This is a genomic window from Flavonifractor sp. An306, assembly GCF_002159455.1.
Lineage (GTDB): Bacteria > Bacillota > Clostridia > Oscillospirales > Oscillospiraceae > Flavonifractor.
In genome coordinates, this window is sequence record NZ_NFIQ01000081.1 from 1 (window position 1) to 14,774 (window position 14,774).

The following is a 14,774-nucleotide window of genomic DNA, read 5'->3' on the forward strand; positions in this document are numbered from 1 at the left end:
GGAACCCACGCCCACGCCGGAGCCCACCCCCGCGCCCTTTGACTTCACCCAGCCCGCTCCCGCCACCGAGGCGGTGGAGATGGACTACTTCTCCGACGCGCTCTTCATCGGGGACTCCCGCACCGACGGCCTGCGGCTGTACAGCGGCATCACGGGGGCGGACTTCTACTGCTACAAGGGCCTGACCATCTTCGAGATGGAGAGCAAGCAGGTCATTGAGCTGGACGGCAGCAAATACACGGTGGTGGAGGCCCTGGAGCGGGGCAAGCAATACAAGAAGATCTACATCTCCCTTGGTATCAACGAGCTGGGCTACTACAACGACGAGGCCTTCCACAATACCTTTGCCAGCTTTCTGGAGAAGGTGCGGGAGCTGCAGCCCGACGCGGTGATCTATCTGGAAAACCTGGTGCCGGTGAACCCGGACAAGTGCAAGGCCAACAAGCAGGCCTATTATGTAAACAACGACCGGGTGGCGGCCTACAATGCCATCTTCCCCCAGCTGGCCCAGGAGGAGCATGTAGTCCTTCTGGACGTAGCCACCGCCCTCAGCGATGAAAACGGCATCCTGCCCGCCGACGCCACGGTGGACGGGGTCCACTTTACAAAAGCATGGTATCAGAAATGGCTGGCCTACCTGATGGAGCACACCGTGGACGCGGAGGTGTACCAGGCCGGGGTGGCCGCCGCGGAAGGAGTAAGTACATCATGAAACAGATTCTGACCCGACTGATCCCCGCCGTCCTGGTTCTCTGCCTGACCCTCACCGCCTGCGGCGGCAAGGAGGAGAGCGGGGCTGGCTACGACCCCGCCGCCACCGCCCAGGCCCTGCTGGACAGCGGCGCCTTTACCGACACCCTGGAGACCACCGACAAGGACACCGTTGCCATCCTCTACGGGGTGGAGGCCGACAGCATTGTGGACTGCGCCTGCTACACCTCCCTGTCCGCCGGGGCGGAGGAGATTGCGGTGCTCACCATGAAGGACTCCGACTCCGCCAAGGCCGCCATGGCCGGTATGGAGACCCGGGTGGCCGACCAGAAGGCGGCGCTGGAGAGCTACCAGCCCGACGAGGTCAGTAAGCTGGACAAGGCCATCCTCACCCAGTCCGGCAACACGGTGGTGCTGGTGGTGGCCGCCGACGCGGACAAGGCCCAGTCCACCCTGGACGGTCTGAGCAAGTAATTTCCCGGCGGGACCCTGACGGGTCCCGCCATTTTTTCCCCGCGCAAACTTTTTGCCTCTCTCCCCCGTCTAAGAAACAGAACCAGGAAGGAGCGCCCCCGCCTTGGAGCAGACCACCCATCAGCAGCTTACCGACTATATTGTGGCGCACCAGGAGGACTTTTACCGCCTGGCGTACAGCTATGTCAAAAATCGGGACGCCGCCCTGGACGTGGTGCAGGAGAGCATTGTGAAGGCCCTGTCCAAATCCGACTCCCTGCGCAAGCCGGAGTTTCTCAAAACCTGGTTCTACCGGATCCTGCTCAACGAGAGCATGAACTACTACCGCCACAACCGCCGTCTGGTCTCTCTGGAGGAGGAGGGGCTGCCGGAGACCGCCGCCCCTCAGGGGGACCATGCGGCCCGGCTGGACCTGTACGCCGCCATCGACCGGCTGGACAGCCGAGAGCAGGCCATCATCCGCCTGCGCTTCTTCCAGGACATGAAGCTGGAGGACATCGCCCAGGTGACCGGCACCAATCTGAATACCGTCAAATCCCGGCTGTACAAAAGCCTGCGCAAGCTGCGGGAGCTGACGGGAGAGGAGTGTTCCTATGAGTGAAGCTTGGAGTAAGGCCCGATCCGCCTATGAGCAGACCCCCATTCCGGAGGAGCTGGACTTCGCCGTTGCCAGCGCGGTGCGCTCGGGCAACCGCCGGCGGAGCCGCCGCCGGGCCATCCACCGGAGCCTGACCGCCGCTCTGGCCAGCTGCGCCTGCTTTGTGCTGCTGGTCAACGCCAGCCCCACTTTCGCCCAGGCGGTGTCCGACGTGCCGGTTCTGGGGAGCCTGGCCCGGGTGTTTACCGTGAAGGAGTACACCGTGGAGGACCGGGAGCACCTCATCGACGTGCGCCTGCCCGCGCTGGACCTGGATGGCAACTCCGACCTGGAGCAGCGCATCAACTCTGAGATTCAGACCCGCATCGACCAGGTGCTTCAGGAGGCGGAGGACCGGGCCAGGGAGACCAAGGCCGCCTTTGTGGCCACCGGCGGCGATCCCGACGAGTTCATGCCCATCATCATCAGCGTAGACTACGAGATCAAGTGCCAGACCAACCAGTACCTCTCCTTCATCATCACCAAGACCGAGACCCTGGCCAGCGCCTACAGCGAGTACTACGCCTACAACATCGACCTGCAGGCCGGCAGGGAGCTGACCCTGCGGGACGTGCTGGGCCCCGACTATGTGGAGCTGGCCAACGAGGCGGTACGGGCGGGCATCGCCCAGCGGTCCCAGGACCCGGACAATGTGTACTTTGAGCCGGGCGAGGGCGGCTTTACGTCCATTGACCAGGACCAGACCTTTTACCTCAACCAGGCGGGCAACGCCGTGGTGGGTTTTGAGAAGTACGAGATCGCTCCCGGCTATATGGGTATGCAGGAGTTTGAGATCCCCCTGCCCGGCGCGGCAAAATAACAGCTTATTTCCTTTTTTGACAAACGATGCCCCCAATGCTATTCTGACAGCATTGGGGGAATTTCGTGTCCCGAACCATTCGCATGGAAAGTAAGAGGAAGATGAGAAGATGGATTGCGGTCCTGCTGTGCCTGGGGCTGCTATGGATCCCGGCCGGGGCTGTGGCGGGCGCGCCCAGCGACTGGGCCAAGGACGAGGTGGAGCAGGCTGTACAGGCGGGGCTGGTGCCCCAGCTTACCGGCAACCCGGCCTATCAGGAAACGCTGACCCGGGAGCAGTTTGCCCAGCTGGTGGTACAGACGGTGGAGGTGATGCTGGGCAGACAGCTGACTGCCGCCCCTGCCGGTACCTTTACCGACTGTGAGACCCCTGCTGTGCTGAAGGCCAGTGAGGCGGGCATCATCGGCGGCATCGGCGGCGGGAAATTTGCCCCGGAGCAGACCACCAACCGGGGGCAAATCGCCACCATGATGGCCCGGGCCATCGACTACCTGGAGGAGAACAGCAACCTGAGCCTGGCGCCCAAGGCGGGCAGCCTGGAAGGCTTTACCGATGCCGCCCAGGTATCCAGCTGGGCCGCGGAGGCCATGGGCCGGATGGCGGCCAACGGGATTATGGAGGGCTCCGGCTCCGCCCTGTCTCCCCAGAATCCCTGCACAGTGGAGCAGGGTATCCTGCTGCTGGCCCGCCTTTACGACCTTAGCGCAGACGATGGGCCGGCTCTGCCTCCCGCCCCCACCGGCGTAGGACATTATGCGGACTACCCCATGGTACCTGACTTTGGCGACATGATCGGCTATACCGGCGAGATAACGGAGGGAAGCCAGCCCCAATATAACACCGTGTTTTATCAGTACATCGCCGACAATGCCAGCTCCGAGGAAACCTACAGGCTGTACTGGGCCCTTCTGGTGGAGGAGGGCTTTACCCCCGTGTATATGTGGGCGGGTATGAGCTCCATCTACTATTATAACCCGAACTGTCCCGATCTGGTGGTCTCCTATAAGATCGCGGGAGAAAACACCGTCTGGATCAGTCTGACCAGTGTGAAAGCTCCTGCCGGGTCTCCGGTTGCTATCCCGATTTCACCGGAGATGTGCCCGATCTGGCCGCCTGTGTGGGACTGGAGCTTTTGGGCGGTGCAACTGCCGAGGACGGCTCCTGGGTGGCATATTATTATGAAATGCCCAACCAGGCGGATCACACGATCCTGGCCCCCTGGTTCATCCGAATGTCTCAGACGGACTATGTGCTGAAAGGTATGATGGAGCTGCCCGACAGCTTCGCTACCGTCTGGCGGGATTCGGATACGGGAGATTCCGTGGCAATCTATGAGCAGGACTCCTATCTGACGGTTATGATAGTATCGGGCGATTTCTGAGCGCAAAAAGGAGACGGCTTACGCCGTCTCCTTTTTTGTCGTGTTCAGCTCTGCCGGGGCACCAGCAGCCAGCCGCTGAGGGGAGGCAGCAGCCGCCGGCCGGGGGCCAGCTCCTTGCCGGTCATCCAGTCCCGGGCGGGCCAGGGCACCTCCACCGCCGCGGACTTGAGCCCCACGTTGACGGCGGCCAGCACCGGCTCCCCCTCCCCCTGCCGGAGGAAGGTGAGCAGCCGGCCCTGGGTCTGACCCCAGAACAGGTCCCCCCGCCGCAGGGCGGGCAGCTCCTTCCGGGCCTTGCCCAAGGAGGTATACCAGTCCAGCAGGGTCTGATCCTCGCTGCCCCAGGGGTAGGTGCGGCGGTTGAAGGGGTCCTCAAACCCCTCCATGCCCGCCTCGTCCCCGTAATACACTGTGGGGGAGCCGGGGAAGGCGAAGAGCACCAGGGCCCCCAGCATCAGCTTGGTGCGGCCCAGCAGGTACTGGCTCTCGGTCATATGGTAGGCCGCCCGCCAGTCCTTGTCGTGGTCCTGACCGTCGGTGCCGCAGCCCAGCAGGGTGAGGATCCGGGGCGTGTCGTGGGTGCCCAGGAAGTTCATGGCGGTGCGCCAGGCGAAGGGGGGATAGTTCTCCCGGATGGTCTCCATGGCGGCCCGGAAATCCTCCGCCTTCCCCCCCATCAGATAGCCCAGCAGAGAATTGCGGAAGGGATAGTTCATCAGTCCGTCGCAGTGGCCCCCCAGAATGTGCTTGCGGCGGACGCCGTAAGCGATCTTGGTGGAGCCGTCCTCCCACACCTCGCCGATGACCACCGCGTTGGGGTCGGTCTCCCGGGCGGCCTGGTGGATGCCATGGACAAAGTCGTCGGGCAGCTCGTCGGCCACATCCAGCCGCCAGGCGTCCGCCCCCGCCCGCAGCCAGCGGCGGACGATGCTGTTCTCCCCGCCGAAGATATAGTCCCGGTAGCTGGGCTCGGACTCGTTGACGGCGGGCAGGGAGTAAATCCCCCACCAGGAGTCGTATTTGTCCGGCCAGTGGGAGAAGTTGTACCACTTGTAATAGGGGCTGTCCTGGGACTGGCAGGCCCCCGGCTCCGGATAGAAGCCGTCGCCGTTGAAGTAGCGGCTGACAAAACCCTGGTGATTAAATACGCCGTCCAGCATCACCTTCATGCCCAGCCGGTGGGCGGCGGCGCACAGGGCCCGGAAATCCTCCTCGGTACCCAGCATGGGGTCGATCTTCTCATAGTCCCCGGTGCCGTAGCGGTGATTCTCCGGGGCCTCGAACACCGGGCAGAAGTAGATGGTCTCCACCCACAGGTCCTGGAGGTAGGGCAGCTTCTCCATCACGCCCCGGAAATCGCCGCCGAAGAAGTCCCGGTTGCGCACCTCTCCCCTGGCGTCGGGCCGGTACTCCGGCATCTCCTCCCAGTCCTGATGGACGGTGCGCCCCCCCACCATGCCTGTGGGGTCGGGAATCCGGGAGCGGCGGAACCGGTCGGGGAAGATCTGATAGGTCATGCCCTCCCCAAACCAGCCGGGCACCCGCTCGGCGCCGTCGTACACGGTGAGCTGATAGGGGCCCAGCTCCTCCTGGCGGCCGTCCAGCCCCATGAGGCGGAAGGAGTACCACACCAGGCCCACATAGTCCCCGGTGTCCAGCACCACCTGAAACACATCCCGGTCGCCGTCCATGCCCTTCCACTCCATGGGCACTTCCAGCCGCTCCTCGTTGCGGCTTTCAAAATAGGCGATTAGCAGGCCCTCGGAAAAGCCCCCGGTACGCAGGGGCCGCAGGGCCAGATTCACCCGGGTTCCGGCGGGCACCGCCCCGTAGGGCTGCTTGCACCGGACGTCCCGGCTGTCAAATGTCTGCGCGTCCAGCAAATGGAACACTCCCTTCAGCGGAGCAGCGTATTTTCGGTCCCCACCGATTCGGTGGTATTCTCCGCGCTGAAATAATAATCGACAATTTCCGCGGTGGCCTGGGCCAGGTTGCCGCCCGAGGCGCCCCGCTCCACCACCATGGAAATGGCGATCTGGGGATCGTCATAGGGGGCGAAGCAGACGAACAGGGCGTTGGCCTCCACGTTGGAGGCCACCTGGGCGGAGCCGGTCTTGGCTCCCACCTCCACCGGCAGGTCCTTGAAGTAGGCGGAGGAGCTGCTCTTGGGGTCGTTGGCCACCTCCCACATACCCAGCTTGACCGCCTCCACGTTCTCCGGATCCAGGTCCAGGGTATTGAGCAGCTTCGGCTCATACTCGTAAACGGTGGAGGAGTAGTCGCTGGATTTCACGGTCTTGAGCAGATGGGTGGCATAGTGCTTGCCCCCGTTCACCAGGGTGGAGATGTAATTGGTGAGCTGAATGGGGGTGACCATGTTGTTGTCCTGGCCGATGACGGCGTTGAGCAGGTTGCCGCCGTACCACTCCATACCCAGAGCCTCGCTGGTCTCCGGCCCGGCCACCCAGCCCTTGGCCTCCCCCAGCTCCAGACCGGTGGTCTGGCCCAGGCCGAAGTCGTAGGCGTATTGCTCCACCCGGTCGATACCCAGCCGGTGGCCGATGGTGAAGAAGTAGATGTTGCAGGAGTCCCGCAGGGCGTCGGCCAGATTCTCCCTGCCGTGGGTGCCCCGGTACTGGCGGTAGTACCAGCACTGGGGATGCCAGTCGCCATAGGGATAGTGGTCCTCCTCCGGCAGCTGGAGATACCCGGTGTCCAGGATCTTCTCCTCCGGCGTGACCAGCCCCTCCTGCAGGGCGGCGATGGCCACCAGGGGCTTGAAGGTGGAGCCGGGGGGATAGGTGCCGTTGGTGGCCCGGTTGTTGAAGGGCTTCAGGGGATCGTTGAGGGCAGCGTTATAGGCCTCGGTATTCTGGTAGACGGTGGACAGGTCGAAGGTGGGATAGGACGCCATGGCCAGGATACTGCCGTCGTTGACGTCCTGCACCACCACCGCCCCGCCCTGGGTATCCTCCGACTTCAGGTTCTCAATGGTGGAGGCCAGCACCTCCTCCACCTTCTCCTGCAGCCGCAGGTCCAGGGTGAGCATCACGTTGTCCCCCGGCTCGGGGGCCAGGCTCTCGCCGGTTTCGGTGTCCACCTTCCAGGTCTCGCTGACCACCTTGCCGCTGGTGGACAGCTCCTGGATCAGGGTACCCGATTCTCCCCGCAGGTAGTCCTCAAAGGCGGCCTCCACCCCGCCGATACCCACCGAGTCGTCCATGCTGTAGCCCTTGTCCTTGTACTTGTCCCAGTTCTCCGCCTGGATCACGCCCACCCGGCCCAGCAGATGGGCGGCGCTGGTGGTGCTGTACTGCCGCACGGTGGTGGCGCTCACCGTCACGCCGATGAGGCTGCGCTCCTTGATGGCGGAGATAGCGTTGATGGTGACGTCCTGGGCAAACACATAGGCGGTCTTTCGGATGTCCTGGCTGCGCAGATTCACCTCGTAGAGCACCCCGATGAGGGCCCGGGCGTCAGCGTCGGACAGGGACTCGTCAATCAGGAAGTACTGCCGCAGGCCGGCGATCACCTCCTCCGCCGTCAGGCCCTCCCCCAGGTCGGCCACCGAGGAGGCGGCGTCCAGGTCCTCCTGCTCCCAGTGGTTGGGCAGAATGTCCTTCCCCAGAGGCAGGGCGGCCAGCAGAGCCCCCAGGTAGTTGAACTGCACCTCGCCCTCGCTGTCGGTATAGACCAGAGGGCTGTCGCTGGTGTAGGTGAAGGGGGCGTCCTTGGAGATGGGCAGGGTGTCCGTCCAGACAATGTCGTTCTCCTGGCAGATGTGGATGAGCTCCAGCAAAATGGCGTTGCGCTCAGCCTCCTTGCCCATGATGGAGGTATTGAGGGTGATCTCATAGGTGGCCCGGTTGCTCACCAGGGTACGGCCGTACCGGTCCACGATCTCCCCCCGGGCGGCCTCCACCGTCTCCACGTTGGCGATCTTCACTGTGGAGGCGGCCCGGTAGTCCTCCCCCTTGACGATCTGCAGCTGATAGAGCACGCCGGCGAAGGTGATCAGCAGCAGGGCCAGGATGCCGGCCACCACCAGAGTACGGATGTGAAACTGTTTTCCTTCCATGGGTTCCCTCCTTGGGGGTCACTGGGACAGGGAAACGCTGTCCTTATGGTAAAACATGCGCATGAGGTTGTTCCGCCAGTCCGCCGGATCGGCGGTGATGTCGGAGTTGTACAGCAGGGGCGGCCGGGCCTGGATGGGCTCGAACACCGGGTCGGTCACGTTGGGGTCCAGCAGGTCGGCCATCCGGGCGGTCTGCTCCTGGTAGTAGGCGGCGGCGGAGCCGTCGGCCAGGGAGGCGTAGGCCCGGACGCTGGTGAGAGAGCCCCAGCACCAGCCCAGCCCCACCGCCAGCAGGAGCACCGCCACCGGGGTCAGCCGCCACCCCCAGCGGAACCACTGTTCGGGCTCCTTCACCCGGGGCAGCACCGCCCGGCGAAGCCAGCCCAGCCAGTACCACAGGTTGACCAGCACCAGCCAGTAAAAGGCATAGTACACGATGCTCCGCAGCCGCTCGGGGCCCGCCTGGGACAGGGCGTAGTAGTGGGGGGCGTTCTGTGCGGCAAAGAGCAGGAAGGTAAACACGGAAAAGAGCAGCGGCAAACGGAAGGTGAATTTCACCTTTCCTGTCAGCCCCCACACCGCCGGCAGCACCAGCAGCAGGGCAAATATGTCCACCCAGTTGGGCCAGCTCAGGCAGTCCTTCCCCGCCTGGAGAATGGACATCATCACCGCTCCCACCGCCCCCAGCGGTTCCGTTGTGGTATCCTGCCGCACCTGGTTGCCGGGGGCCAGAAAGCTGATGGCGAAGGGGATCACCAGCGAGAGGAAGAGCACCAGACCGGGGAGGAACTTGCTCCGCTCCTTCCACAGAAACCACAGCAGAAACAGCCCGCCGATGAGGGTGGCCAGCAGGGCGGAGACATAGTTGCTCCCTCCCACCAGGATGCCCGCCAGAATACCGGGAATCACCGCCCACAGAATCTGCCGCTGGCTCTGGGCCAGCTTCAGGGCGGCGAAGCGCTCCACCAGCAGCAGCATGATGCCGTAGGTAAAGGTGTAGTAGACTGCCCCGTTCCACCAGTAGAAGCTGTCCTTGGGGGAGGAGACAAACTGGATGGAGAGCAGCAGCAGGGGGACGGCCACAAATACCGTCTGCCGCCAGGTGCCTCCCAGCCCCCGGCGCGCCAGGGTGTCGGTGAGCTTGAAGGTGCCGATACACAGGGAGGAGAGCATCACCACCGGGGTGAGCCAGTAGAGGTACTCGGAAAAGGTCAGGGGGGTGACCGCCATCAGCCCCAGGGCCATGAAGGTGCCCTGCCAGCTCTTGTAGTACCCCCACATGGTATGCCACACCTCCCCCCAGAAGCTCCCGCCCTGGAGCAGGGCCTCATGGGGCAGATAGGCGTAGCAGTAGTCGTCGGAGGAGGGCCAGTCATACCGGCCCAGAACCAGAATGGGGATCAGGCTGACAACCAGCAGGGCCAGCAGCAGCCAGGGGCCGTATTTCTGCCAGAGTGTGCGGATGGTATCCATGGGTCTCTCTCTTTCTACAAAACGGTTTTCCTGGGCACCCGGCGGTACACCCACAGAAACAGGGCGTACACCGGGAACACGAAAATCAGGGACAGCAGGATCTCCCGCCCGGCCAGGGAGAGCATGGCGCCCAGCTCCCAGTCGCCCCAGAACAGCCGGGCCAGGATGCGCACGCCGTCCATAGCGGCCAGGGCCAGCAGGGAGCACAGCAGGCAGCCCAGCAGGTTCTGCCGCAGCAGGTACTGGGCCAGGGCCCCGGCGGCCATGCCCACCACGCAGACGCCCACGGTCATGGCGCCGTCGGTGCCGAAATACATCGCGTCGCACAGCACGCCCACCGCCAGGCCGTACACGCCCCATTTGATGAGAAAATCCTGGGTGGTCACGAGGGGATTTGCCTCCTTTTCCCGTTATTCCACGATGGTGAAGTCCTTGATGATAAAGACCTGTTTCAGATTATCCAGGTCGGTCTCGGGCACGATGACGGCGTACTGGCCGATGCCGGAGGCGTCGGTGCGCACCTCCTCCACATGGCCCGCCACGATGCCGGAGGGAAAGACTCCGCCCCGGCCGGAGGTGGTCACCAGATCCCCCGACATGAGCTGGCTGTTCTCCGGCAGGAAGGTGAGCTTCAGCTTGCCCTCCCCCATGAGGGCCAGATCGCCCTCCAAAATGGCCGCTCCGCCGGTGCGGGAGATGAGAGCGCCCATTTCGGTGTCCGAGTCGATGAGGGTACGCACGGTACACCAGTTCTCCCCCACCTCGGCCACCACGCCCACCAGGTTCCAGTATTCGTCCACCACACAGTCGTCCACCGCCACCCCCTGGGCGGAGCCCTTGCTCAGGGTGAGGGTGGAGGCCCAGTTGGAGGCGGAGCGGGCGGTGACCATGGCGGACTCCAGCTCGTCAAAGCTGCGCTCCTTGGGCCGCAGCTCCAATACGTTGCGCAGGCGCTCGTTCTCCTGGAGGGCGGCCTCGTACTCCCGCTCCTTCTCCTCCAGCTCGGCCACCCGCTGCTTGAGCTCTTCGTTCTCCTGCTTGAGCTGCTCCCGCTCGAAGGCGTCGTTGTACCGCTCCTCCGTCCAGTTGATCACCGCGTTGAAGCCATTGCGGGCGGGGGTGGTGAGAAACTGCACCACGTTGGAGAGCGGATCGGCCACCCCGCCCAGCAGGGTGGACACCACCGCCGTCACCAGAGCCAGCAGGATGGCCGCGATGAGGATCAGCCCTCCGTTGCGCCGGAAAAAATCTTTCACGGTCCTATCCCCTTATCCCTGCCCGGCGGCCAGGGACAGGCAGTCCACCCCCAGCCGGCGCAGCAGCAGGCCCAGCCGGCAAACCGGCAGGCCCATCACATTGTAGTAATCTCCCTGGATGCCCTCCACCAGCAGGGCGCCGTAGCCCTGGATGCCGTAGGCACCCGCCTTGTCCATGGGCTCGCCGGTGGCCACATAGCGGTCGATCTCCTCGGCGCTCAGCTCCCGGAAGGTGACGGTGGTCTCCTCGCTGACGGTGTACTGCTCCTCGCCCCGGAGCACCGTCAGGCCGGTATACACCTGATGGCGGCAGCCGGACAGGGTGGAGAGCATCTTGAAGGCATCCAGCTCGTCCGCCGGCTTGCCCAGCACCGCCCCGTCCAGGGCCACCACCGTGTCGGCGGCGATGATAATGGGGCCTTTCCCCTCCTGGGCCTGCACCGCCAGGGCCTTTTCCAGCGAAATGCGGCCCACCAGCTCTCCGGGAGGCAGGTCCCGGTCCATCTGCTCGTCTATATCGGGGGTGACAATGCGGAAGTCCCCCACTCCCATGCGCTCCAGAAGCTCCCGCCGCCGGGGGCTCTGGGAGGCCAAAATGATATCCATGTGCATGCTGATCCTTTCTTTGCCGTCTACCGTCCGGTGGAGCCAAACCCGCCGGTTCCCCGGCCGGTGTCCTCCAGCTCCTCCACGATCTCCACCGCCGGCAAAACCACCGGCGTCACCACCAGCTGGGCGATCCGGTCGCCGGGCTGGATGGTATAGGGGGCGTCGGACAGGTTGGTGAGCCCCACCTGAATCTCCCCCCGGTAGTCGCTGTCAATGACCCCCACCCCGTTGGACAGGGAAATGCCGTGCTTGACCCCCAGCCCCGACCGGGCGAAAATGAGGGCCGCGTACTCCGGTCCCGGCAGGGCGATGGCCACGCCGGTGGGGATGCGCGCCAGCTGCCGGGGGGCGATGGTCACCGGCCCGTCCAGGCAGGCCCGCAGATCCAGCCCGGCGGAGCCCGCCGTGGCCCGGCTGGGGAAGGGGATGTCGGTCCCCACCTTGGGGGACACCGCTTTGAGTTTCAATGTCATAGATGATTACTCCACGTCCCGGTAATACAGGCCCCGGGTGTACTCGTTGGGGCTCCAGCTCCCCTGGTCCAGATACCGCTGGGTCACCTGGACGCACTCCCGGGGATTTTCGGTGGTGAACAGCAGCCGCTGGGCCCACAGGCCGATGCGCTTATAGTCGGCGGCCTTGTCCGCCAGAAAGAGCTTTTGGGAATTCAACAGCTCGTTGCGGCAGCCGGGGGCCTTCACCACCGGGAACCGGGCGCCCTTCCGGTCGGTGAGGATGTTGGTGTTCTGGCAGTTGCAGGAACCGGTGCGGTTTTTGATGATGCAGCTCTCCATGAGCATCAGGGGCAGGCGGCCGTAGGTGATAAGCTCGGTGTCCAGGCTCTTGGAGATATCCCGCAGCTGGGGGAATTTCAGCTCAAAGGACAGGGTGAGAGAGGAAAAGCCCAGCCTCTTATATTCTTTCACCGCCTGGGAATTATAGACCTCCAGGCCAAAATCTCCCCGGAGGGTAAAGCCCAGCTTCTGAGCCACGGGGGCCATGCCCAGGTTGCCGATAAGGGCGTCGGTGATCCCCAGGTCCTTTACCAGCCGCAGCTGGTCGGTCACCTGGTCCATCTCCCGGTCCCAGGCCACCCGGGGCAGGGTCACGCCGATTTTCGTCCCCGCCGGGGCCTGGGCCTTCTCCGGGTGGGCGGCCAGCTCCTCCAGGGGGATGTACACCATGGCCGGGCCCAGGGCCAGCAGCTCTCCTGTCACCTGCTCCGCCGTGCGCACCGAAAGGGTGAGGGCCGGCGGCTCCTTGCGGTTTTCATACCGGGCGCCGGGGTGGAATTCCCCTTGCCGGCGCTGGGGCAGCTGCTCCCGCTGCTTCGTCAGACCGTCCAGGGCCTCCCGCCGCAGGGCGTTGAGGGCGGCCAGGGGAAGGGACAGCCCCTCCTCCACCAGGGAGCGCACCTTGACGCAGCGGTAGGGGGTGCCGCCCGTGCGGGAGAGCTGGGTCTCCACCGCCTCGGCCGTCAGGGCCCGGGTGCGGGCGGCCTCGGGTACCTGGCCCTCCACCGTCACCACCCGGCCCTGGGAATCCTCCACCCCCACGCGGGCGGGCTCCCCCGGCCGGAGCATGGCGTAAAAGGTCACCGGCACCCGCTGGGCCTCCCCGCTCTGGTAGGTGTTGCGGGCCATGGCAAAGAGCTCCTTCGGCTCCTTCTCCTCCTCCCGCACGCCGAACATATCCGGCCCCTGCTGGTCCAGATAGTAGCCCTGGGTGAAGCCCTGCCGGGAGAAGGCGGCCCGCAGCTGCTCCAGCTCCTCCGCCGTGGGCTCCCGGTTCTCCTTAATGGCTCTGGAATAGATGCCGGTGACCACCGCCACGTACTCCGGCCGCTTCATCCGGCCCTCCAGCTTGACGCAGGCCACTCCCATCTTCCGCAGCTCCCGCAGGTGGCCCGCCAGGGACAGGTCTTTCAGGGACAGGGGGTTGGAGTCGGCCTTGTCCCCCCAGCCGTATTTCAGGCGGCAGGGCTGGGCGCACAGGCCCCGGTTGCCGCTGCGCCCGCCGATAATGGAGGACAGGAAGCATTGGCCGGAGTAGCACATGCACAGGGCCCCGTGGGCGAACACCTCGATCTCAATGGGGGAGCGCTGGCAGATATATTCGATCTGATCCCGGGAGAGCTCCCGGGAGAGCACCGCCCGGGTCATGCCCAGCTCGGCGGCCATCTTCACCCCGTCCAGGTTGTGGAGGGTCATCTGGGTGGAGGCGTGAACAGGCAGGTCGGGGGCCACCTGCCGCAGCAGGCGCACCACCCCCATGTCCTGCACCAGCACCGCGTCGGCCCCCAGGGCGCTGGCCTGGGCGGCGAACTCCGCCGCCCGGGGCAGCTCCCGGTCGGTGAGCAGGGTGTTGAGGGTCAGGTACACCTTAGCCCCCCGCACATGGCAATAAGAAACCGCCGCCGCAAATTCCTCCTGAGAGAAATTTTTCGCGTTGCGGCGGGCATTAAAGTCCCCATATCCCAGATAGACGGCGTCCGCGCCGTTCTGTACGGCCGCCGCCACGGCCTCCATGGACCCGGCGGGGGCGAGCAGTTCCAGCATGATATCCCTCCTGAAAAGGGGGCTGACGCCCCCTTTTACTGTTTCTTGTTCTGCAGCTTGAAGATCTCCCGTTTGGCCTCGGACAGCTCCATTTTGATCTTGGTGGCCTCCTCCAAGTACTCCTTCAGCTGCCGGCGGAGGTTTTCCGCCGTCTCCACCTCTTTAAAATACTCGTCGGCAATGTTGACCGCCGCCAGGATGGCGCCCTGCACCTGGGATACCCCGGAGCCTTCCATGATCTCCCGCACCTTCTCGTCCACGTGGGCGGCCACCTTTTTGGTGTAGCTGGGCTCCTCACTGCCCACCAGGGTATATTCCTCGTCGGCGATGGTGACGGTGACGCGGTTTTTCATGGGTACCCCTCCTGACCATAGTCATAGTGATTTAGGCTATTATAACACAGATCCCCAGATAAGAGAAATAAATTCTTCGTGAATTTTCCGCCGGGGCCCCTCAGGGGGCATTGAACTGCCGGCGGGGGTTGTGGTATCATAGCGGGAGAATTGTGCGGAAAGGGGGAAGGCCTGTGGCAAAGCTGCTGCTGCCCGGGGAGATCATCGCCATGGACCGCCAGGCGGCCGACCGTCTGGTGGCCGCCGGCAGCGGGGACGGGGCCCTGCTCTACCTGTGGCTGCTGAGCCAGGGGGGCGTTCTGACCCCCTCCGCTGCCCGGAAGGCCCTGAAGTGGGACGACGTGCGGCTGGGGGAGGCGGTAGCCGCCCTCAAATCCCTGGGCCTGTCCGACGGCGCCGCCGCGGAGGAGGCGCCCCCGCCTCC

The 14,774-nt window shown here is 64.5% G+C and carries 15 protein-coding genes and 1 pseudogene; 7 read left to right on the forward strand and 9 right to left on the reverse strand.

From position 1 onward, the window contains the following. The 6 genes from B5F88_RS16115 to B5F88_RS21845 form a co-directional block, all read left to right on the forward strand. On the forward strand, positions 1-712 hold a 712-nt coding region (locus tag B5F88_RS16115; RefSeq protein WP_242959842.1), incomplete at its 5' end, for a GDSL-type esterase/lipase family protein. Then, on the forward strand, positions 709-1,185 hold the full coding sequence (locus tag B5F88_RS16120) for a DUF4358 domain-containing protein (RefSeq protein WP_087348122.1): 477 nt from the start codon (positions 709-711) through the stop codon (positions 1,183-1,185). The genes B5F88_RS16115 and B5F88_RS16120, both read left to right, overlap by 4 nt. A gap of 103 nt (positions 1,186-1,288) precedes the next feature. Next, positions 1,289-1,786, forward strand: coding sequence for a sigma-70 family RNA polymerase sigma factor (locus B5F88_RS16125; protein WP_087348124.1), 498 nt, complete (start codon positions 1,289-1,291; stop codon positions 1,784-1,786). Further along, positions 1,779-2,642, forward strand: a complete 864-nt coding sequence (locus B5F88_RS16130; RefSeq protein WP_087348126.1) for a DUF3298 and DUF4163 domain-containing protein — start codon at positions 1,779-1,781, stop codon at positions 2,640-2,642. The genes B5F88_RS16125 and B5F88_RS16130 overlap by 8 nt, the downstream gene beginning before the upstream one ends. 101 nt (positions 2,643-2,743) lie before the next feature. Continuing rightward, complete coding sequence (locus B5F88_RS16135) at positions 2,744-3,898, forward strand: S-layer homology domain-containing protein (protein WP_162612219.1); 1,155 nt, start codon at positions 2,744-2,746, stop codon at positions 3,896-3,898. After that, positions 3,892-4,023 (forward strand): hypothetical protein, encoded by a 132-nt coding sequence (locus tag B5F88_RS21845; protein WP_275532951.1) that lies wholly within the window; start codon positions 3,892-3,894, stop codon positions 4,021-4,023. Before B5F88_RS16135 ends, B5F88_RS21845 begins: the two co-directional genes overlap by 7 nt. A 44-nt stretch (positions 4,024-4,067) precedes the next feature. On the opposite strand, the gene B5F88_RS16140 is transcribed toward B5F88_RS21845, so the two are convergent. From B5F88_RS16140 to B5F88_RS16180, 9 genes are read right to left on the reverse strand one after another with little or no spacing between them, the layout of a single operon-like run. Then, complete coding sequence (locus B5F88_RS16140; protein WP_087348130.1) at positions 4,068-5,906, reverse strand: glycoside hydrolase family 13 protein; 1,839 nt, start codon at positions 5,904-5,906, stop codon at positions 4,068-4,070. A 14-nt stretch (positions 5,907-5,920) separates the two neighbouring features. Next, positions 5,921-8,101, reverse strand: a complete 2,181-nt coding sequence (locus tag B5F88_RS16145; protein ID WP_087348132.1) for a penicillin-binding transpeptidase domain-containing protein — start codon at positions 8,099-8,101, stop codon at positions 5,921-5,923. 18 nt (positions 8,102-8,119) lie between these two features. Beyond that, positions 8,120-9,574 carry a DUF6056 family protein gene (locus B5F88_RS16150; protein WP_087348134.1) on the reverse strand — a complete coding sequence of 485 codons (1,455 nt, stop codon included), beginning with the start codon at positions 9,572-9,574 and terminating at the stop codon, positions 8,120-8,122. Positions 9,575-9,588: 14 nt separating this feature from the next. Beyond that, positions 9,589-9,960 (reverse strand): rod shape-determining protein MreD, encoded by a 372-nt coding sequence (locus tag B5F88_RS16155; RefSeq protein WP_242959843.1) that lies wholly within the window; start codon positions 9,958-9,960, stop codon positions 9,589-9,591. Between the two features lie 24 nt (positions 9,961-9,984). Beyond that, a complete protein-coding gene (gene mreC / locus B5F88_RS16160) occupies positions 9,985-10,830 on the reverse strand; it encodes a rod shape-determining protein MreC (protein ID WP_087348136.1) in 846 nt (281 codons plus the stop codon). Between the two features lie 12 nt (positions 10,831-10,842). Beyond that, positions 10,843-11,436 (reverse strand): Maf family protein, encoded by a 594-nt coding sequence (locus tag B5F88_RS16165; protein WP_087348144.1) that lies wholly within the window; start codon positions 11,434-11,436, stop codon positions 10,843-10,845. A gap of 26 nt (positions 11,437-11,462) precedes the next feature. After that, a complete protein-coding gene (gene dut / locus B5F88_RS16170) occupies positions 11,463-11,912 on the reverse strand; it encodes a dUTP diphosphatase (RefSeq protein WP_087348138.1) in 450 nt (149 codons plus the stop codon). Positions 11,913-11,918: 6 nt separating this feature from the next. Further along, complete coding sequence (locus B5F88_RS16175) at positions 11,919-13,997, reverse strand: U32 family peptidase (protein ID WP_087348140.1); 2,079 nt, start codon at positions 13,995-13,997, stop codon at positions 11,919-11,921. A 35-nt stretch (positions 13,998-14,032) separates the two neighbouring features. After that, positions 14,033-14,350, reverse strand: coding sequence for a cell division protein ZapA (locus B5F88_RS16180; protein WP_087348142.1), 318 nt, complete (start codon positions 14,348-14,350; stop codon positions 14,033-14,035). Between the two features lie 173 nt (positions 14,351-14,523). Here B5F88_RS16180 and B5F88_RS16185 point away from each other — a divergent pair. Next, positions 14,524-14,774 (forward strand): annotated as a pseudogene (locus B5F88_RS16185) (DNA replication protein DnaD); the annotation flags it as partial.